This window comes from Saccharibacillus sp. WB 17, assembly GCF_008634075.2.
GTDB classification, from domain to species: domain Bacteria; phylum Bacillota; class Bacilli; order Paenibacillales; family Paenibacillaceae; genus Saccharibacillus; species Saccharibacillus brassicae.
Window position 1 is genome coordinate 1 of the sequence record NZ_VPFK02000017.1, and the last position, 21305, is coordinate 21305.

The 21305-nt window shown below is 60.4% G+C and carries 15 protein-coding genes and 1 pseudogene; 14 read left to right on the forward strand and 2 right to left on the reverse strand.

Going from position 1 to position 21305, the window contains the following annotated elements; genetic code table 11:
* The 14 genes and pseudogenes from FTE24_RS08495 to FTE24_RS08560 form a co-directional block, all read left to right on the forward strand.
* On the forward strand, positions 1 to 871 hold an 871-nt coding region (locus FTE24_RS08495; protein ID WP_160441699.1), incomplete at its 5' end, for an ABC transporter ATP-binding protein.
* Positions 868 to 1683 (forward strand): CbiQ family ECF transporter T component, encoded by an 816-nt coding sequence (locus FTE24_RS08500; protein ID WP_150232832.1) that lies wholly within the window; start codon positions 868 to 870, stop codon positions 1681 to 1683. The genes FTE24_RS08495 and FTE24_RS08500, both read left to right, overlap by 4 nt.
* Positions 1684 to 2616: 933 nt before the next feature.
* A complete protein-coding gene (locus FTE24_RS08505; protein WP_141446983.1) occupies positions 2617 to 3759 on the forward strand; it encodes a glucose-1-phosphate adenylyltransferase in 1143 nt (380 codons plus the stop codon).
* 614 nt (positions 3760 to 4373) lie between these two features.
* A pseudogene (gene glgD, locus FTE24_RS08510) lies at positions 4374 to 5339 on the forward strand (glucose-1-phosphate adenylyltransferase subunit GlgD); the annotation flags it as partial.
* 252 nt (positions 5340 to 5591) lie between these two features.
* Positions 5592 to 8039: a glycogen/starch/alpha-glucan phosphorylase gene (locus FTE24_RS08515; protein ID WP_150232835.1), complete on the forward strand. Its 2448-nt coding sequence runs from the start codon at positions 5592 to 5594 to the stop codon at positions 8037 to 8039.
* 263 nt (positions 8040 to 8302) lie between these two features.
* Positions 8303 to 8824 carry a GNAT family N-acetyltransferase gene (locus tag FTE24_RS08520; protein WP_150232837.1) on the forward strand — a complete coding sequence of 174 codons (522 nt, stop codon included), beginning with the start codon at positions 8303 to 8305 and terminating at the stop codon, positions 8822 to 8824.
* A gap of 20 nt (positions 8825 to 8844) precedes the next feature.
* Entirely contained in the window at positions 8845 to 10032 is a 1188-nt protein-coding gene (locus FTE24_RS08525) for a GGDEF domain-containing protein (RefSeq protein ID WP_150232839.1), read from the forward strand.
* Positions 10033 to 10202: 170 nt separating this feature from the next.
* Positions 10203 to 11624: an MATE family efflux transporter gene (locus tag FTE24_RS08530; RefSeq protein ID WP_150232841.1), complete on the forward strand. Its 1422-nt coding sequence runs from the start codon at positions 10203 to 10205 to the stop codon at positions 11622 to 11624.
* Positions 11625 to 11856: 232 nt separating this feature from the next.
* Positions 11857 to 13776, forward strand: a complete 1920-nt coding sequence (locus tag FTE24_RS08535) for an ABC transporter substrate-binding protein (protein WP_160441700.1) — start codon at positions 11857 to 11859, stop codon at positions 13774 to 13776.
* Positions 13754 to 14806 carry a FecCD family ABC transporter permease gene (locus FTE24_RS08540; protein ID WP_150232845.1) on the forward strand — a complete coding sequence of 351 codons (1053 nt, stop codon included), beginning with the start codon at positions 13754 to 13756 and terminating at the stop codon, positions 14804 to 14806. Before FTE24_RS08535 ends, FTE24_RS08540 begins: the two co-directional genes overlap by 23 nt.
* Positions 14803 to 15813, forward strand: coding sequence for a FecCD family ABC transporter permease (locus tag FTE24_RS08545; RefSeq protein WP_150232847.1), 1011 nt, complete (start codon positions 14803 to 14805; stop codon positions 15811 to 15813). The genes FTE24_RS08540 and FTE24_RS08545 overlap by 4 nt, the downstream gene beginning before the upstream one ends.
* Before the next feature lie 215 nt (positions 15814 to 16028).
* A complete protein-coding gene (locus FTE24_RS08550) occupies positions 16029 to 16682 on the forward strand; it encodes a ThuA domain-containing protein (RefSeq protein ID WP_150232848.1) in 654 nt (217 codons plus the stop codon).
* A 37-nt stretch (positions 16683 to 16719) separates the two neighbouring features.
* On the forward strand, positions 16720 to 18120 hold the full coding sequence (locus tag FTE24_RS08555; RefSeq protein ID WP_150232850.1) for a hypothetical protein: 1401 nt from the start codon (positions 16720 to 16722) through the stop codon (positions 18118 to 18120).
* 16 nt (positions 18121 to 18136) lie between these two features.
* Positions 18137 to 18886, forward strand: a complete 750-nt coding sequence (locus tag FTE24_RS08560; RefSeq protein WP_150232852.1) for an SDR family NAD(P)-dependent oxidoreductase — start codon at positions 18137 to 18139, stop codon at positions 18884 to 18886.
* 452 nt (positions 18887 to 19338) lie between these two features.
* Here the strand turns inward: FTE24_RS08560 and manA are convergent, their stop codons facing one another.
* Complete coding sequence (manA, locus tag FTE24_RS08565) at positions 19339 to 20286, reverse strand: mannose-6-phosphate isomerase, class I (protein WP_141446974.1); 948 nt, start codon at positions 20284 to 20286, stop codon at positions 19339 to 19341.
* 111 nt (positions 20287 to 20397) lie between these two features.
* Positions 20398 to 21300, reverse strand: coding sequence for an ROK family protein (locus FTE24_RS08570; RefSeq protein WP_150232854.1), 903 nt, complete (start codon positions 21298 to 21300; stop codon positions 20398 to 20400).
* Positions 21301 to 21305: the final 5 nt, after the last annotated feature.

Here is a 21305-nt window from a genome sequence, read left to right on the forward strand (position 1 = left end):
GGCCGGTGACGCGCAAGCCCCCGGCGTTCCGGCCGGCGCTGCCGAGCCGCGCGCTGGGGCGGCCCCGGGCGAAGCCGCCGACGCGGCCCGGCCGCTGCTTCAGCTGCGCGATTTCCGCGTGCTGCGCGGCGGCAAGACCGTCTGCGCGGCGGAATCGGCCGACGTCCGGCCCGGCGACCTGATCGCGCTGACCGGCCCGAACGGCGCCGGCAAAAGCTCGCTGCTGCTCGGGCTGATGGGCCTGCTGCCGCATGAAGGCTCGTGCGACTACGCGGGGGAACGCCCGTCCGGCCGCCGGGCGCTGCGGGAGACGGCGGCGCGGCACGCCGCCTTCGTGTTCCAGAACCCCGAGTTCCAGTTCGTGACGAACCGGGTGCTGGACGAAGTGTCCTTCACGCTGCGCAGCGAAGCGGCGGGGAGCGGCGCGGCCCGCGACAGCTGGCGCGCCCGCTGGTTCGGGCGAAGCCGCCGGCCGGACGGCGAAGCGGAAGCCGGCATTCTGCGCCGGGCTTCGGACTGCCTCGACGTTTTCGGGCTCGGCGATTATGCCGAGCGCCATCCGTACCTGCTGTCGCTCGGCCAGAAACGCCGGCTCAGCGTCGCTTCGGCCATCGTGTCGGACAAGCCGCTGCTGCTGCTCGACGAGCCGACGTTCGGCCAGGACGCGCGCAACGCGTTCGCGATTCTGGATCTGTGCGAGCGGCTGCGCGCTTCCGGCCATGCCGTGCTGATGATTACGCACGAGATGGAAATCGCCGATCGCCTCGCCACGCAAATCTGGCGGATCGAAGACGGCCGTCTGGCTTCGATCGAACAGACGGGCCGCTCCCGCACCGACGGGCTGCGGCTGTCGAAGGAGGGGCGTCCGTGAACGGATTTTTCGAACCGGCCCGCACGACGTGGCTGCACCGGGCCAACCCCGCGCTCAAGCTGCCGCTGTTTCTGCTGCTGTTCGCCTTAACGGTGCTGACGCACCGGATCGACGCTTCGTTTTATCTGGCCGTCGTGTTTCTGCTGCTGCTGTTCGCCGCTTCCGGCTATCCGGCCTGGAAAACGGCGCTGCTCGCTTCCGGCTTCGCGCTGGCGTTCGCTTCCGCTTCGCTGTCGATGATCCTGTTCGGCAAAGGCACCGAAATCTGGTGGTCGCTCGGCCCGATCTCGATCTCGCAGGAAAGCTTCTACCGCGGCCTGCATCTGGGCTTCCGCTCGATCGCGTTCGGCTGCCAGGGGCTGCTGTTCGTGCTGACGACCCGCTCGACCGACCTGTTCTACGCGCTGATGCAGCGGCTGAAGCTCAGCCCCAAATACGCCTACAGCTTCATGGCGTCGCTTCGCCTCATGCCGATGGCGCTGGAGGAGCTGCGCATCCGGCGCGACGCCCTGGCCGTACGCGGCACCGGAGGCGCCGGACGGGGCTTCGCGCCCGCGGCACTGCTGCGCCTGCCGGAGCTGTACGCGCTGCCGCTGCTGGCGCAGAGCATCCGGCGTGCCCAGCGTACCGCCGTCGCGATGGAAGTGAAGCGCTTCGATGCCGAGCGCCGCAGAACGTACTATTATGCGTCGCCGATTACGCGCAGCGATGCGGCCGTGTTCCTGCTGCTCGCCGGAGCGGCCGCCGCTGCGCTGCTGCTGGCGCAGCTGCTGCCGGTATTCGGGCTCGGCGACATGCGGACGAGCCCGTGAACGGGCTGCGTTCCGGGCTGTCGCAAAACCCTGCTGCTCCATTCGGAGCAGCAGGGTTTTGTTCGGGCTAGACCTACGCGTGCTGTCTGTGTTTTGCGTGCAGTCAGCCTTTACGTACTGTGAGCCTTGTGCATGCTATCGTCTTTTTGCATATTCTCGATCTTTTCGCATCTTCCATATCTACATGCATGCCCTCACCCCACACGTTCCCCACCCCACACGTTCCCCACCCCCGCGCAGCGAACCCTCATACCGCTATTTCCCGATTTTCCGCCTTTTTTGCAAACCAACGAATCCTCATGTTCTTATTCGCTTCCATTCTGTCGATTGAGGCTGATTTCGGACAAATAACGCTGCTACGATTCGTTGGTATGTAGTAAAAGCGTTTTTATCGCCGAATAGCGTGACCAGAGTTCGTTAGGTGAGGTCAACGCCGCGAATTTTTCCGAATGCCCAATCGTCTGCGGCTGCCTCACCAGAACGCGAGCCTTCTTTTTTTTGAATCCGCACAAAATCCGCTCTACCCCCGCAAAGGTTCCGCTCTTTTCCAACGTGCTTCGACCGACGTCCGTTTAAGCTGCGTTACCTCTAGCGGCCGCTTTCGGGCATTATTTAATACTTTCAATTTTTCAAGTATATGGTATCATCAGGACGGAAGGCCGACGTATTTGCGCAAGCTGCGTTCGTTCAATCGTTTGCACAAAAATTCGTTTGCGCTTCGTGCGTTTTATTGCGAAATTTCCCGGCAAATGGAGATTCCAAAATGCTCGCTCGGGTTAAACATGTTATATGTGGTTTTATACTGTCTCGCTGATTTGCGTTTCTTTTTTGCTATCCTGGCAAGTCGCAACCGCCCGTTCGGGCACCTACACATCTGCGGAGAATGCTCCGCCACGCGCACAGTCGTATATATTGCCGAGGAGGTTCGTCTGAATGAAGAAAAAAGAAATGATCGCCATGCTGCTGGCCGGCGGACAAGGCAAGAGATTGAAAGGCCTGACGAAGTCTTTGGCAAAGCCTGCCGTATACTTTGGAGGAACATACCGCATCATCGACTTCCCGCTTAGCAACTGCACGAATTCCGGTATCGACACTGTAGGCGTGCTGACCCAATACGAACCGCTCGTGCTGCATTCTTACATAGGGGTCGGAAGCGACTGGGACATGGATCGCAAAAACGGGGGCGTGTTCGTCCTGCCTCCTCACGAACGCGAAGACGGCAGCAGCTGGTACCGGGGAACGGCGGACGCCATCTCGCGGAACCTGAAGTTTATCGACCAATACGACCCGGAGCATCTGCTGGTCCTGTCGGGCGATCACGTGTACAAGATGGATTACACGAAGCTGCTCGACTACCATAAGGAAAAAGGCGCGGACTGCACCATTTCCGTCATTAACGTGACACTGGAAGAAGCGCCGAGCTTCGGCATGATCAATACCCACGAAGATTTGAAAATTTACGAATTCGACGAAAAACCGAAGCAGCCGAAAAGCACGCTGGCTTCGATGGGCGTCTACATTTTCAAATGGGACGTGCTGCGCAAGTACCTGACGGAAGACATCGACAAGCCGGATTCCGAATCCGCGCATGACTTCGGCAAAGACATCGTACCGAAGATGCTGGCCGACGACCTGTCGCTGTACGCGTATCCGTTCCAGGGCTACTGGCGCGACGTGGGCACGATCCCGAGCCTGTGGGAAGCGAACATGGACCTGCTCAACGACGATCCGGAACTGAACCTGAACGATCCGGAATGGCGCATCTACACGCGGAACCCGAACGAGCCCGCGCAGTATATCGCCCCGAACGCCAAGCTCAAGAACTGCATGGTTAACGAAGGCTGCACCGTCTACGGCGAAGTCGATCGTTCCGTCCTGTTCTACGGCGTCGAAGTCGGCGAAGGCAGCGTCATCACGGAATCGGTCATTATGCCGGAAGTGAAGATCGGCAAAAACGTGCGTATTCACCGTGCGATCGTCGATCAGGGCAAAGTGATCCCGGACAATACCGTGATCGGCGCCGACCGCGAAGACGACAGCGAAATTTTACTTATAAACGGCGACTCGCCCTATTGATCTGATAAAGATCAGCCGCGAGAGATTGTCGCCGTCAAACGGCGATTCACCTTATTGATCCGATTAGGATCAGAGGTGGGGCATTCATCGCCGTCAAACGGCGATTCACCCTACTGATCCGTTAGGATCATAGGTGGGGAATTCATCGCCGTAAACGGCGACTCGCCCTATTGATCTGATAAAGATCAGCCGCGAGAGATTGTCGCCGTCAAACGGCGATTCACCCTACTGATCCGTTAGGATCATAGGTGGGGAATTCATCGCCGTAAACGGCGACTCGCCTTACTGATCCAATAGGATCAGCCTGCGATAATTAGTCGACGTCAAACGGCGATTCACCCTACTGATCCGCTAGGATCATAGGTGGGGCATTCATCGCCGTAAACGGCGATTCGCCATATTGATCCAATGGGATCAGCCTGCGATAATTAGTCGCCGTCAAACGGCGATTCACCATACTGATCCGCTAGGATCATAGGTGGGGAATTCATCGCCGTACCGACTTTACCGAACGCCAACGGGCGATTACGCCATCTCGCGAACCGCACCGAGCACATAGCACGATTTTCGAACCACAGAAAGCAGAAAAGGGACGGTGGAACCATGAAACTCNCGCGGGCGTGCAGGATATTGCGCTGTTCGTACGGCGCAAATACCGCTCGCTGCTGGATCACCTCGGCGAAGGCGGACCGTGGGATCTCAACCGCAAACGCGGCGGATTGTTCATCCTGCCTCCGGACTGGCATGACCCGACCGACATTTCCGTCGGCGACCTGCAGCATATGCACAACAACCGCGACTTCTTCGCCCGCAGCACCGGCGAATACGTGGTACACTCGGGCAGCCAGCATTTGTCCAAAGTGGACTTCTGCGACCTCGCCGCCAAGCACAAAGCTTCGGGCGCGGACGTCACGGTCGTGTACAAGCACGTGGACCTGCTTGAGCCGGAACACGATGCCTGCTTCCGGGTAGAAGTGGGCGAAGACGGCTTCGTGAACGGCATCCACAACGAGAAGGGGCATCACAACCTCTACATCGAGCTGTTCATTATGGAAAAAGGCTTGTTCATGCAGCAGATGGAATACTGCATCGCGCATGGCGACAGCTACTTTTTCCGCGACGCCATCCTGCGCAATCCGGCCGGTCTCAAAATCGCGGGTTACGAGTATACCGGATACCACGCGGTCATCAACTCGATCGAAAGCTACCATAAGAACAGTCTCGAACTGCTCGATCAGGAAAAATACAAGCAGCTGTTCTCGCCGGATCAACCGGTGCAGACGAAGATCAAATATGAAGCGCCGACCAAGTACCTCGAAGGCGCCGACGTACGCAACTCCCTGGTCGCCAACGGCTGCCAGATCGCAGGCGAAGTCGACACGAGCATTTTGTTCCGCGGCGTCAAGGTGGAAAAGGGAGCCAAAGTCGTCAATTCGATCATCATGCAGAAGTGCGTGATCGAAGCGGGCGCGATCGTGGAGAACGTCATTCTCGACAAAGACGTGCTCGTTACCGAGAACCGCACGCTCGTCGGCGACTCGCGTAAACCGTTCGTCATCGCCAAGCGAAGCACGCTTTAACAAATATTTCAAAAATTCGGCATCGCCCGGCAAGAAACCCAGCTATAAAAAATCCGGGCGATTGACCGATAATAGTATCAAACCCACGGGTCTTCTGGGCCGCCTCCATGTTTGGAGCGCGGTGGTGGAAGGCTTTTTTGCATCTTGATCCACGCCTACTGGTACTTCGACAGCTGAGTCGTTACAGACAAAACCATACTTTATTTGTCCGTCGCCGGACGTGACCGGCCAGACGGGAAAGGGGCTCAACCCATGTTCACCGATAAAGAGAAATTCAAAATCGAGTTCAAGCAGAGGCTGATCGGCAACAGCGGCCGCCAAATGCACGAAGTGTCCGAGGACGACGTCTACGCCGCGCTCGGCAGCATGATCCGCGAACGGATCGGCCAGGATTGGGCCGCGACGAACCGCGCCTATACGGAACACGGCGAACGCCAGGTTTACTATTTTTCCATGGAGTTCCTAATGGGCCGCCTGCTTGGCAACAACCTGCTGAACCTGGGCGTGCTGGAACTGGTGCGCGAAGGCCTCGGCGAGCTGGGCTGGGATCTGGAAGACATCGAAGAATACGAAGCCGACGCGGGACTCGGTAACGGCGGGCTTGGCCGCTTGGCCGCCTGCTTCCTCGACTCGCTGGCTTCGCTCGGCTATTCCGGGCACGGCAACGGCATTCGTTACCGCTACGGCTTGTTCGAACAGAAGATCATCGACGGCCATCAGGTCGAACTGCCGGATTACTGGCTGCAAAAGGGCAACGTCTGGGAAGTGCGCCGCGGCGACAAAAAAGTCAACGTCCGCTTCTGGGGGAACGTCGAGAGCCATGAACAAAACGGCCGCCTCGTGTACGAGACCAAAAACGGCGAAGACGTCTGGGCGGTGCCTTACGACGTGCCGATCGTCGGCTACGAGAATTCCGCGGTCAACACGCTGCGTCTGTGGAGCGCCGAATCGGCTGCCGATCCGACGCGCGGCTTCGGAGGCAAAGACGGCAACTATTACAATTTCCTGGACTACAAGCGTTCGGTCGAGACCGTGTCCGAATTCCTCTACCCGGACGATTCCCAATACGAAGGCAAGCTGCTGCGCCTGAAGCAGGAATATTTCCTCTGTTCCGCCGGCCTGCAGAGCGTGCTGCGCACGTTCGACAAACTGCGTCTGCCGCATGACCGCCTGGCCGACAAAGTCGCGATCCATATCAACGACACGCATCCGACGCTGGTCATTCCGGAGCTGATGCGCATCCTGATGGACGAAAAAGGCTTCGGCTGGGAAGACGCCTGGAGCATCGTGACGCGCACGGTGTCGTACACAAACCATACGATTTTGAGCGAAGCGCTCGAAACGTGGCCGGAGCAGATGATCCGCGAACTGCTGCCGCGTGTCCATATGATCATCGAAGAACTGAACAAACGGTTCTGCGCCTCGCTGCTGGAGCAGTACCCGGGCGACCAGGAGCGCGTGTCGCGCATGGCGATCATCGAAGGCGGACAGATCAAGATGGCGCATCTGGCGATCCACGGCAGCCACAGCATCAACGGCGTGGCCGCGCTGCACACGGATATTCTCAAGAAGCGCGAAATGAAAGACTTTTACGAACTGTACCCGGAACGTTTCAACAACAAGACGAACGGCATCACGCACCGCCGCTGGCTGATGCACGCCAATCCGGAACTGGAGAACCTGCTGGAAGAGACGATCGGCTCCGCCTGGAAAAAGCAGCCCGATCAGCTGAACGAACTGCTCAAGCATACCGGCGACGCCGTCGTGCAGGAGAAGATTCGCAGCGTCAAGCGCAAAAACAAAGAGCGTCTGGCCGCGTATATCCATAAGAAGCACGGTGCGACCGTCAATCCGAATTCGATCTTCGACGTACAGGTCAAGCGGCTGCATGCGTACAAGCGCCAACTGCTGAACGCGCTGCATATTATGGATCTGTACAACCGGATCAAGGAGAATCCTGCGCTCGACCTGACGCCGCGCACGTTCATTTTTGGCGCCAAAGCGGCTCCGGGTTATTATATGGCCAAGCAGATTATCAAGCTGATCAACAATATCGCGGACACCGTCAACAACGATCCGCAGACCAAAGACCTGCTGAACGTATTTTTCCTGGAAAACTACTCGGTCTCGCTGGCCGAAAAAATCGTGCCGGCGGCCGACGTGAGCGAACAGATCTCCACCGCGGGCAAAGAAGCTTCGGGCACCGGCAACATGAAGTTTATGATGAACGGCGCGTTGACGATCGGCACGCTCGACGGCGCCAACGTCGAAATGTACGAATCGCTCGGCGACGAAGGCATGTACCTGTTCGGACTGCGGATCGAAGAAGTCGAGCAGTATTACCGCGAAGGCGGCTACTCGGCGCAGGGAATCTATAACAGCGACGGTCGTGTCAAAAAAGTGCTGGATCAGCTTATTCAGGGCCCGTTTTGCCAAAACGGCCAGAGCTTCGATTCGATCTACCATTCGCTGCTCAGCCACAACGACGAATACTTCGTCCTGCGGGATTTCGCGGACTACGCGCAGGCGCAGGAGCAGATCGGCATCGATTACCGGAACACGAAACTGTGGACGGAAAAAGCGATTCTCAATATCGCCAAATCCGGCCGTTTCGCCGGCGACCGCACGATCGGCGAATACGCGTCGGACATCTGGGGCATCAAGCCGGTCGGCGTCGGCAGCCGCTTGACCACGCGCTGATCCAATTTTTTTGCACAGCCGCTCACTCAATAGAAACGGAAGCCGCTCTTTTCGGAGAGCGGCTTTTTGCCATGATTTGGACAAAGAGGCGGCGATAAGCGCGCACGTTTGGAAATAACTTGCTTCTTGCGGCAGGAATTCGTACAAAGGCGCCGAATCCTATCTCTAACGCGTAAAAGCTTGCCGTTTCCCAGTCGTGGATCGAGTCCGGTTCGTTGTTCGATCATCCCGTTACCTGAACTTTTTGCAGAGGAGCGAGCCCCATGAAGATCAGATTCGCCCAACCTGAAGATGCCGCCGGCATTGCTCAGGTTCATGTCGACAGCTGGAAAACGACGTACAAAGGCATTATCGCGGACGCTTATCTGGATAAGCTGTCCATGGAAGAACACCGCACCCGGTGGGAGAAACGCCTGAGCCAACCGGAACCCGGAGAAGGCGTGCTGGTCGCCGAGAACGAACGCGGCCAGGTGTGCGGCTTTCTCGATTACGGCGTAGACCGCGAAACGGGCAGGGCGCAGGAAGCCGAGTTGTACGCCGTGTATCTGCTGCAGAGCGAACAGCGCAAAGGCATCGGCCGCGCCATGTTCGGGGTACTGCTGGAGGAGCTGCGCAAAAAAGGCTACCGTTCGCTCATGGTCTGGGTGCTGGAACAGAACCCGGCCGTTCGTTTTTACCAAAAGCTCGGCAGCGAGGAAATCGAACGCAAAGAGATCCTGATCGGGGAGCAGTCCTTTACCGAGATCGCTTTGCATTGGCGGGATATCGTTCAGCTCACGATCTGAAGGGAAGAGTGCGACTCCTCATGACTTTTCATCTTGATGCGCAAACGGTCTATATTTCGCTCATTTGCGGGCATATGCTTACCGTCGTTTTGCTGAGCGCCTATCGCCGAAGCGAGAGCCGGGATCGTTCGGTCTCGCTCTTTTTTACCGCCAAGCTGCTGCAGTCCGGAGCCTGGGCGTTGATGCTGCTCAAAGACCAGATCGGTCCGTTGGCCGTCCTCTCGCTGTCCAATACGCTGTTGTTTCTCGGAACGGCGCTCGAAGCCGCGGCGCTGCTGCGGCTCCAGGGAGCGCTGACGCCCCGGGCGAAACGGATTGGGGCCGCGGTCGTGCTGTCGGCCGTTTTGTCGTTCCATGCGGCTGTGCTGCTGTACAATACCGAATCCGTTCGCATCGTGATCGCTTCCGTGTTCTCGGCCGCGCTGATCGCGCCGCCGGCGCTTCGGCTGCTGGCCGTGCGGGATGCAACGGCGCTGCGCCGGCTGATGGGCTTCCTCTACGCTTTCGTTGCCGCCGCGCTGCTGATCCGGGCTTCGTCCGCCCTGCTGGGCGACGGAGCCGGAGCGCTGCTGTCCGCAAGCGTCAGCCGCAGCCTGTTCTCGCTCGCCGCCTACCTCACGATGATGCTGGCCAATACCGGCTTCGTGCTGCTGGCCAAGCAAAAAGCGGACGACGAGCTGCTGCGGCTGGCCAGCTTCGACGATCTGACCCAGATCTGGAATCGGCGCACTTTTCTGAACAAAGCGGGCGTCGTGCTGGATCAGCATGCCAAGCGGCGGGCGCCGGTGTCTTTTCTGCTGTTCGATATCGACGGCTTCAAACGGATCAACGATACGTACGGGCACGATATCGGCGACCGCGTGCTGCGGGAGATGAGCCATATCGTCTCGCGGCAGCTCGGGCCGGCGGACCTGTTCGGGCGCTATGGCGGCGACGAGTTCGCGATTTTGCTGCCGGGCTTCAATGAAGCCGAATCGACGCTGCTGGCCGAACGCATCCGCGCGGCGGTGACGGCGTCCGGCACGTATACGCTGAGTATCGGCGCGCTGACGTTCGTGCCCGAACACCGCTCCGAACTGGAGCGGGTGTACAAATGCTGCGACCTGGCGCTGTACGAAGCGAAAAAGCACGGCCGCAACCGGGTGCATCGCGCGGAAACCGAGTACGCCTCGAAGGAAATGCCGGATGCGCAGGCGCTGCACGTATGAAGCGGAATCCGCCAAAACGGAACTTGAAACAGGTATTCATATAATTTTCAGGAAATTTCGCAAAAAATGATGATTTTTCATCTTTGCCGTGCTAAGATACGTTTTGTTTCAATATGTCGGAATTTTCATTTCGGCATCCTGATGCCAAACGATCGAAGGAGGGCGAAGAGATGAAAACGAAAAACGGAGCCGCTGCAGCCAAACTTCCGCTGGAGCGCGAATTCAATCTGTTCCGTTTGACCTGGCCGATATTCCTGGAAGTGTTTCTGTTCATGTTGATGGGGATCACCGATACGATGATGTTGAGCGGCGTATCGGATGATGCGGTAGCGGCCGTCGGCGCGGCCAACCAGGTCATCTCGATCGCCATCCTTATTCTTGAAGTCGTGGGTAACGGCGCCGCTATCGTGATCGCGCAATATTTGGGAGCCCGCAACCATTACGAGGCTGCCAAGATTTCCGGCTTGTCGCTGACGCTCAATCTGATGCTGGGCCTGACCATGAGCGCGTTTTTCCTCGTGTTCGGCCATCATATGATGGTTGCCCTGAACCTGCACGGCGATATTCTCGCCTACGCCAAGTCGTATATGCATATCGTTGGCGGCGCGATTTTCCTGCAGGCGCTGATCAACATGCTGTCGGCCACCATCCGGACGTACGGACAGACGAAGCTGACCATGTTCGTGGCGCTCGGGATGAACATCCTGAGCGTGGCGGGCGGCTACGTCATGATCTTCGGCCACCTCGGCTTCCCCGCGATGGGCGTCGAAGGAGCCGCGATCTCCACGGTCATCAGCCGCGCCGTCGCGGCGGTCGTCCTGTTCTGGATGCTGTACCAGGTCATGGAAGTGCGTATCCAATTCAAGTTCTACATTAACCTGACGCGCGAATATATTATGAAAATTTTGCGGATCGGCGTGCCGTCCGCGCTGGAGCAAATTACGTACCAGTCGTGCCAGATGATCTTCTTCTTCTACGCGACGTTCCTCGGCGCCCAGGCGCTGGCCGCGCGCCAGTACGCGACGAACATCTCGATGTTCATCTATCTGTTCGCGGTCGCCGTGGCGATCGGAACAGGCATCATCGTCGGCCGCCTCGTCGGCGCGAACCGCAAGGAAGACGCCTACCATCAAGTGTGGAGCAGCGTCAAACGGGCGCTCGTCATCACCGTGATCGTCGATCTCGTCGTGATCCTGCTGCGTCATCCGCTTGTAGGCCTGTTTACCGACGACGCGGACATTATCCGCATGGCGACGCAGGTGCTCGTGCTGAGCATCGTGCTGGAGACGGCCCGGACGTTCAACATGATCGTCATCGGTTCGCTCCGCGCCGCCGGCGACGCCAAGTTCCCGGTCTACGTCGGACTCGTCTCGATGGTCGGCATCAGCCTTCCGCTCGGGTACGTACTCGTGTTCCAGATGAACATGGGCCTGCCCGGCATCTGGCTCGCGATCGCGGCCGACGAATGGATTCGGGTCGCCGTCATGTACATGCGCTGGAAGAGCCGGGTCTGGAAAAAGCATTCGCTGATCGAGCATCACGAATCGGAGCCGGGCGAGCACCGCGCGTCTTCTCCGGCTCCGTCGGCTTAAATCCGGCACGGCCCGTATAACGTTCAACAAGCACGCCTTATTCTTGGATCGAAGCTCGCTGCCTCCCGGCTTGAACGGCGGAGAAGCGGGCTTTTTTGCTTTTTCCTACCGAAAATGACGAAAGGACTAAAGCGTTTATCATTGAGAACTGTTATCATTAAAAAAGAACAACTTTATGAAAAAGGGCAAGGTTCGGCTGTGCGGGCGGCGGACAAGCGAAGGAGTGAAGCGGTTGAACATAGATGAATACACGGCGCTGTGGAACGAGATGCCGATTGTTGTCAAAGACGTGCGGCGGGTACGAACGGACGCGGCGCAGCCCCGGAACGTATACCGGATGCCGGCGAACGGCTTCCTGTACGTGACGGAAGGTTCGGCGCGTCTGCGCATCGATGCGGCCGAGTATCAGGCGGAAACTTTTCACGTGCTGCATGCGGGACGCGGGATGAAGCTGAGCGTCTTTCCGACGGACGCTTCCACGCAGCTCGAATATTATTTGATTTTGTATCGTCCGGAACCTTCGGGCGGGGGCAAGCGGCTGTCGCTGCCGGCCGGCCAATTTGCGGTGCAGTACGGGATGCGGGCCGCTTCTCCGCTGAGCTTGCGGCAGTACGCGGAGGAAATGAAGCAGGGCTGGGATTCCGGCGATGAACTGCGGCGTTACGGCGTGCGCGCGCTGTTCATGCAGTTCGTGTACGAAGTGCTTCGGCAGCTGCACGGCGGGGAAGGGTCTTCGTTTCTGGCCGACCCGGTGCAGCAGGCCGTGCGCTATATCGACGAGCATTACGACCGGCCGTTTACGATCGATTCGCTGGCCGGCATGCTGGGCTGCAGTCCCCGGCATTTGAATCGGCTGTTTCGCAAAAGCGGACTCGGCAGCAACCCGTCGGGATACCTGTTGAACGTACGGATGGAAAAAGCCCGGGAACTGCTGCTGCGGGAACAGTGGACGGTCGTCGAGATCGCGGCGCGCGTCGGGTACGAAGACGCGTACCATTTCAGCCGCGTGTTCAAAAAGCACGGCGGGTTGTCGCCTACCGCTTACCGCAAGCGCGAAGGCAGTCCGATTCCGCCATTCGGCTTGTCCGATTCTTCTATTGTACCTGCGTCTGCCGACCTTTATATTGATAATTATTCTCAAATAAAAGATAGCGACGGAGGGGTTGCGAACATGTCTGGTTATTCCGGAAAATCGGCAGTATGGATGCTGCTGCTCAGTCTTAGCCTGCTGCTTGCGGCGTGCTCGCCTCCGGCGGGAAGCGGCACTTCCGCTTCCGCCGGGACGGAACGGTCGAGCGAGCAGCCGGCGGTGTCCGCCGAAGGGACGCGTACGATCAAGCACGATATCGGATCGACCGATATTCAGGGCGTTCCGCAGCGCATCGTCGTGTTGGAACAAGGCTTCACCCAAACGGTCGCGGCGCTCGAAGTGAAACCGGTCGGCGTGGCCGACGATAACAAGCCGGAACGTTTTCCGCAGGACACGCTGGCTTATATCGAAGGTTATACGTCAGTCGGCACGCGCTCCGAACCGAATCTCGAAATCATTCGGACGCTGAAGCCCGATCTGATCATCGCCGATACGAGCCGGCATACGAACGTGTACGAAGAGCTGACAGCGATCGCGCCGACGATCGTGTTCGGCAACGATACGGCGAATTACGGGCAGATCCTAGCTTCGACGCGCTCGATCGGCCAAGCGATCGGCCGGGAAGCCGAAGTCGAGAAAATGCTGGCCGACCATGCGGCGGCGATGGACGATCTCAAATCGAATATCGAACCGGGGCAAAGCGTGCTGATCGTCGCGCCCGACGAAGAAGATGGCCAATCGTTCCAGGTGCGTACCGACTCCGCGTTCCATCCGTCGTTCCTGACGGAGGCCGGGCTGAACTACGCGCTGGAAGATGATACCCAAGTTAGCCAACTGATGACGACCGAGCAGCTGCTCGCGCTCGATCCGCAGCATCTGCTTATTCTGATCAACGAAGACGAAGGTTCGGTTCTGGAAGCCCAGCAGGCCAATCCGCTCTGGAATCAGCTGCAAGCGGTCGCCGGCGGACACGCCCACGAAGTGCAGCTTGCGACCTGGTCCAGGCAGCGCAGCATTCCGGCACTGAACGGGATTATGGATGAAGCGGCCGAACTGTTCTGATTCGTCGAGCTCCGATCCGGCGAATAACCGGGCGAGCGGGCGGCGGGCGCTGCCCGCTTTTGTGTTCGCCGCGGGGCTGCTGATCGTGCTGATGCTCGCTTCGCTCATGATCGGTCCCGCGCTGATTCCGCTGCGCTTGACGCTTTCTTACCTGACGGACTTTTCTGCGGCGACCCGGGAACATGTCATTCTGGACGTGCTGCGTGCACCGCGCATGCTGGCGGTGCTGCTGATCGGAGCGAGTCTCGGCACGGCCGGCTGCATCATGCAGGCGATTACCCGCAATCCGCTGGCTTCGCCCGGCGTATTCGGCATCAATGCGGGCGCGTCCTTCATAATCGTGTTCTGCACGATTGTCGTACCCGGCGCCGGCGGACTTGCGCTTGCGGGCGCCGGCTTTGTCGGCGCGCTGCTCACAGTAGGCCTCGTGCTGCTGATGGGCGCCGCGGTGCGCGGCGGGCAGGCCGACGTCAGGATGGCGCTGGTCGGTATCGTCATTCAGGCGCTGCTGTCTTCGTTTACGCAGGGGCTGCTGATCTTCAACGAAGAATCGGCGGCCAAGCTGCTGTTCTGGCTGGCGGGCTCGGCAGCCGGCATCCAGCGCGAAGAGGTGGCGATCCTGCTGCCTGTCGTGCTAGCCGGATTGTTCGCCGCAATGTTTCTCGGCCGTTCGTTGTCCTTGATCGGACTTGGCGAAGAGATGGCGCGCGGGCTCGGGCAGCGTATCTGGATCGTACGAACCGTCGGAACGCTGATCGTGGTGCTGCTGGCGGGCGTATCGGTCTCGATCGCGGGCCCGATCGGATTCGTCGGCTTGATCGTGCCGCATATTTGCCGCTACCTGATCGGCACCGATTACCGGCTGCTGCTGCCGTTCTCGGCTCTGGTCGGAGCCGTGCTGCTGACGGCCGCGGATGTCGGTTCCCGCTTTATCGATTTTCCGGCGGAGACGCCGGTCGGCCTCGTCACGGCGCTGATCGGCGCGCCTTACTTTATCGCGTTGGCTCGCCGAAGCCGGAGGTCCCCATGAACAAACATCGCCTCGTGTTGATCGTGCTGCCGCTGATCGTCGCGGCGCTTGCGCTTGTCGCGATTCGCGTCGGAGCGGCGGAACTTCGTTGGGCGGAGATCGCCGCCGCTTTCGCGGGCCGGGGAGACCCGGACCTGGCTTATATCGTCTGGAATTATCGTCTTCCGCGCATCCTGCTCGCGATTCTGGTCGGCGGAGCCTTGTCCGTGTCCGGGCTCGCTGCGCAGGCGATGCTGCGCAATCCGCTGGCGGCGCCCGATACGCTCGGCGTATCGTCCGGTGCCGCGCTGGGCGCGGTAGCAGCCGTGCTGCTGCTGCCGCCCGAATGGCAGTCGGTCTGGCTGACGTCGACGTCGGCGCTTGTCGGCGGCCTGCTCGGCGGAGCGCTGGTCTATGCGCTTGCGTACCGCGGCGGGATCGATCCCGTACGGCTGGCGTTGGTCGGCGTCGCGGTCAGCGCCTGCGGCGGCACGTTCGTGCAGCTGTTGGTGACGCGCGCTTCGGCCAATGCCAACACCGTGCTGCTGTGGCTGAACGGCTCGCTCTGGGGACGGACATGGGAGCAGGTGCTGCAGGCGGCGCCGGTCCTGCTGCTCGGCGTGCCCGTCATGGCGCTGCTTGGCCGCAAGCTCAACGTCATGGCGCTGGGAGACGACGCGTCACGCGGACTGGGCCTGCCGCTGGAACCTGTCCGGCTGTCGATTCTGGCTCTGGCAATCGTCCTGGCCGGCGGTTCGGTCGCCGCCGCCGGAACGATCGGGTTTGTCGGGCTGGTCGCTCCGCATATGGCCCGGCGCCTCGCGGGACGCGACCATCGCGTGCTGGTGCCCGTCGCCGCGATGCTCGGCGCCGCGCTCGTTCAGGCAGCCGATATTATCGGCCGCGTGCTCGCTCCGCCGGTCGAATTTCCGGCCGGGCTCGTAACTGCCGCGGTCGGCGCTCCATATTTCCTGTACCTGATCTGGACGGAGTACCGTCCGCGCCGGGTGACGCGGAATTCCCGCTAGCCGAAGCCGTTCTTCGTTTCTCGAAGAGCGGCTTTTTGGCGTGCGGCAGCTTCCGGCCAAAGTCCCTCCCAAAAGAAAAACCCGTCATAAAGAGACAAGCGCACTTTTGAAGTGTAATAACATTACGTATACCCGAACTTACATAGCGGTCGACGGGCAGGATTTTGGAAAGCGTTTGCGGATCGGCCGCTCGACGAACGAAGGGAGAGAACAAAATGAAGGTATGGGTCATTTGCGAAGATCGCTGGCATCCCGCGGACACGATCCGGCAGGGCTTGGCGCAGCTGGACGAGAACGAATTCCAATTTACGCTGACCGACCGCGCGGAAGAGTTCGATCCCGCGCGCCTGAGCGATTATCCGGTCGTGCTGGTGTGCCGTTCGAACAGCCAATCGGACGAGGAAAAAGCGTACTGGATGAACGAACACGTCCAGCAGGCGTTCGAGCATTACGTCGAGCGCGGCGGGGCACTGCTGGCCGTGCACGCGGGCACCGCCGGCTACGACAAGGAAGAAGGGCTGTTCCGCCGTCTGCTCGGCGGCGTGTTCACGCATCACCCCGAAGCGTGCGAAGTGACGATCCGGCCGGACAAGCAGCATCCGATTGCGACGGGCATCGAAGAATTCGCCGTGTACGACGAACACTATTTCATGGAATGGGAAGATCCCGTCGCGGACCTGATCATGACGACGGTGTCGGAGCACGGCGCCCAGCCGGGCGGCTGGACGCGCACTTACGGGCGCGGCCGAGTGGCCGTGCTGACGCCGGGACACGAGCTTGGCGTATGGACGCATCCGATGTATTTGCGCCTGCTGCGCAACGCGCTGTACTGGTGCGCCAAGCAGGCGCCGGCCGGGCAGTCGATCTAAGACCGCCCAAGCAGCAATCCAAGAGGAGGAAGAGAACATGGACAGAACCGCATGGATTTTGAATTTGCGCGAACCGTTCGGAGCGGCATTGGGACGGGAACTGGTATCCCGCGGTTGGAACGTGATCGGCGGTGACCCCGCGCCTTCCGAAGCAGGGGCGGAGCGCCAGCCCGGTACGGACAACGGAAACGGAACGCCGAACGGAACGCCGGGCGAATCGGCCGAGCAGCGAGCGACCGACGACGGCTGGGGCGGCGCGATCGCTCCCGCTTCCGAGGCGCCGGCTGTTCCGGGCAGCACGGCCGAAACTTCCGACGAAGCTGCTACTGAAGCTTCCGACGAAGCTTCTTCCAAGCCGCTGCGTAGCGGCTGGACGCACGGCTCGCATATCGGCGAGAACCGCGACATCCCGACCGGCACCGGTACGTCGGGACTGGACGATTTCGAAGGTTCGGTCGGCTTCGGGCCGGAGAGCAACGCCCGTCCGAAGCTTGGAGCCAGCGATCCGGCTTATGCCGAAGAAGGCGAGCGCCCCGCTCACGGAGCGGACCCGAACGCGTCGAACGCGGCCGGAGCTTTTGTTGCGGCGGAAACCGAGCCGCCTGCGGAGCGGGCGCCGGAAGCGGCGCACAAGCCGCAGTACGCCGAGCGGCCGCCTGGCGGAGCGGAGCGCGGCGCAGAAGCGGCGCCGCCGGCCGCTGCCGGAAGCGCGGCGGAGCCTTCCGCTGCGGCTGCGGACACCGCGCAGCGGCTGCCGGAGCACGGCCGGCTGCATGTCGTGCCGCTGGATGCGCGGCAGCCCGGCGCGCTGGACGAAGCGGCGCGCCTGACGGCCGAATTCTCGGGCCGCCTCGATCTGCTGGTGTTGAATGCGGGCGAGATCGCGCCCGGGGCTGCCGCTTCGCCGCAGTCGGGCCTGCCGCAGGGCGGCCCGGATGACGTTGTAGCCGGCGCTTCGCTGCCGGACAGCGGCGCCGAGGAGACGACGGACGGGCGTCTCGGGGATTACGAGACGTACGCGCTGACGCCGCTGCGCGCGGTCGAGCGGCTGCTGCCGCTGATGGAAGACGCAGACGGATTGAAGCGCATCTGCTTCGTCTCGTCGCGCGAAGGCAGCATCTCCGCAGGCGAGCATGCGGGGCCGATCGGCCGCGCCATGGCCCATACGGCGCTGCATATGCAGGCCCGCCTGCTGTTCAACGACCTGCGCCGGGATGGCTACACGTTCCGGCTGTACGATCCCGGCTTGATGCCGAAGCCTGTAGGCGCTTCGCATGCGGGCGAAGCTTCGGCGTCGGCGTCGAACGCGCCGATGACTTCGCTGCCGGCTTCGATCGCGGAAGCCGCGCGCTTTGCCGCCGGATTTTTCGCCAATCCGCATGCCAATGAAGACCGAATCGTACTGACGGGAAGCCGCGGCGAAGAATGGCCGTTCTGAGAGGAGCCGATAACAGATGAATGCACATAACGCCGTAATTACCGGCGCGGACCGGGGACTCGGATACGCGCTGGCCGAAGGACTGCTTGAACGCGGCTGGCGCGTATTCGCCGGCAGCTATTTGCCGCATTGGCCGCAGCTCGCCGAGCTGCGGGAACGTTACCCCGACCTATTGGTCATTCTGCCGCTCGACGTGTCTTCCGACGCTTCCCTGCAGGCCGCGGCGGCGGCCGTGGAAGAACGGACGCGCAGCATTGATCTCTTAATCAACAACGCGGGCGTCATTACGGACAAGAACGAAGATGCGATTCGTGTCCCGCAGGATTACGAAGAGATCATCCGCCTGTACCAGGTCAATTCGCTTGGACCCGTACGAACGAGCGAAGCTTTCCTGCCGCTGCTGGAACACGGCGAACTCAAGCGGCTGTGTTACGTTTCGTCCGAAGCGGGCAGCATCGGCAAAGCCGAGCGAACCGCCTGGTTCGCCTACTGCATGTCCAAAGCCGCGCTCAATCGCGGCATCCGCCACCTGTTCGGCCGCCTGCGCCCGGACGGCTATACGTTCCGGCTGTACCATCCCGGCTGGATGCGCACCTACATGTCCGGCGAACGCAACGCCGAAGCCGAACTGGAACCGTCCGAGTCGGCCGCGCCCGCGCTGGACTACTTCCTTGGCAGCACGCTGCCGTGGGACGATAAAGCGCACGCGATCGACGAAGACGAACTCGTCATGCGCGACTGGCAGGGGCGGGAGTGGCCCTGGTAGGGTGCGGAGAATGAAAAAGAAGCCGTACGCGTTGGCGGACGGCTTCTTTTTGCCAATGCGGACGGAAGATCCGAACATGCTAACGAACCCTGATCCCGCTATTTGCGCACCAGCTTGTTTTTGCGCCTACTAACGAATCGTCATCACGCTATTTGCTCCAAAATCGCTTAAATCGACCTAATTGCATTCAATAAGGATACGTCGATTCGTTAGATGACGAAAAACGCCGAATAAGAGCAAATAGCGATAGCAGGATTCGTTAGAACTTCGGGCAGCCGTGTCTGCCTTCGCTTGGGACTGGCGATCTGACGATTTAATGATCTGACGGTTTGACGATCGAACGATTTGATAATCGAAACTACGAAACAAACCCGACCCTCCATAGGGAGAGTCGGGTTTGTTTGCATGCTTACTGCCCATCTTGCTATCTGCTTTTCCGTTCCCGGCCCCGCCTATTCCCAGGAAGAAATCGTCGTCAGCTTCCCGGTAAGCGTGTAAGGTCCGAAGCCGGCCGGCAGAATGAAGTGGTCGCCTTTGGACAGTTCGTATTCGCCGGATTCGCTGTGCAGGGTGCCGGCGCCGTCCAGAATGCTTACGATCGTGTAGCGCTCGCGGGCGTCGAATGAGGCGCTGCCGTCGACTTCCCATTTTTGCACGGTGAAAAAGTCGTTCGAGACGAATTTGGTCACGGTCACGCCGTCGAGGCGATCGGTCTCGTACGCGCCGCCGGTGTAGGACTGGGGCACGGTGGTCACTTCGATCGCTTTTTCCAGATGCAGCTCGCGGCCCTGGCCGTTGGCGTCTGTGCGGTCATAGTCGTACACGCGGTACGTCGTATCGGAACTTTGCTGCGTTTCCAGCACGACGATGCCTTTGCCCAGCGCATGAATCGTACCGCTCGGCACGTAGAAGAAATCGCCCGGCTTCACTTCGATTTGCGTCAGCAGCTTTTCCCACTGGCCGGCTTCGATCATCGAACGCAGCTCTTCATGCGACTGCGCGTTATGGCCGTAGATGATCGACGAGCCCGGTTCGGCATCGACGATGTACCAGCATTCCGTTTTGCCCAGCTCGCCGTTCTCGAACTGCCGCGCGTACGCGTCGTCCGGGTGGACCTGAACCGACAGATCGTCGGAAGCGTCGAGGATTTTGGTCAGCAGCGGGAAAACGTCGGACTCCGAATCGCCGAACAGCTCCGGATGGTCGACCCACAGATCGCCCAGCTTCGTGCCCGCGTAAGGGCCGTTATGTACGACGCTCTGTCCGTTCTTGTGGCCCGACACCGCCCAGCATTCGCCGGTCTTGTCGTTGGGAATCTCGTAGCCGAACAGCGTGTTCAGCTTGGTTCCGCCCCAGATGCGTTCCTGGAAAACGGGCGTAAGAAAAATCGGTTCGTTCATGGGTTATACGCTCCTTTGGCTTGCGGATTTGAAAGTTGCGGATTTGGACATGGTGGATTCGAAGCGGGATTGCATGATACCTGCCGCCTTGTTATTACCCGTTCCGCAGCGTTAGTACGCCTGATGCACGAGCGAAGCCGCGCCGATCAGGCCGGCATTCTGGCTCAGTGCCGCGGGAACGATCTCCGTGCGGCGTCCGGCCGGGCTCAGCGCGTGTTCCGAGACGTACGACCGAATCGCGTCAAACAGCGGTTCGCCGATCTGCGACACGCCGCCGCCGATAACGAGCAGCTCGGGATCGAGCGTGTTGATCAGCGAGACGCAGCCCATGCCGAGGCGCCGGTAAGTGGTTTCGATCAGCTGCTTCATCGGTTCGTCGCCGCTCGCGGCCAGCTCGAACGCTTCCTTCGTGCCGACCGGACGGCCCAGCAGCTCCGACGCCTGGCGCGCGATAGCCGTGCCGGAAGCGATCTGTTCCCAGTAGCCTTCGGTGCCCGCCGCGCCCGGCTCCACCATGATGTAGCCGACGTCGCCCGCGTTGCCGGATGCGCCCGTGATCAGCCGTCCGTGCATGTAGATGCCCGCGCCGATACCCGTGCTCACCGTGATAAAAATAAAGTTGTCCGCATCCCGCGCCGCGCCCAGCCATTTCTCCGCCAGCGCCGCTGCCGTCGCGTCGTTCTGGAAATGGACCGGCCATGCGCCGAAATGCTTGCGCAGCTCCTCGACGACGCCAAATCCGTGCCAGGTGGGCAGGTTGGGCGGGCTGTCGAGCCGTCCGTGCTTGGCGTCGAGCGGTCCCGGCGCGCCGACTCCGATGCCTTTGACGTCGGACGGGCCGATATTTTGCTGCTCCAGCAGTTCGTTTACCGCGGCCGCCGTTTCTTCGATCAGCGCCGCCGGCGTTTTGTCCGGGTCCGTCTTGAGCGACTGCTGCGCCAATACGGTGCCTCTGTCGTCGACGAGCCCTACCGCTATTTTGGTGCCGCCGATATCGATTCCGATTGCGATCATGCGTA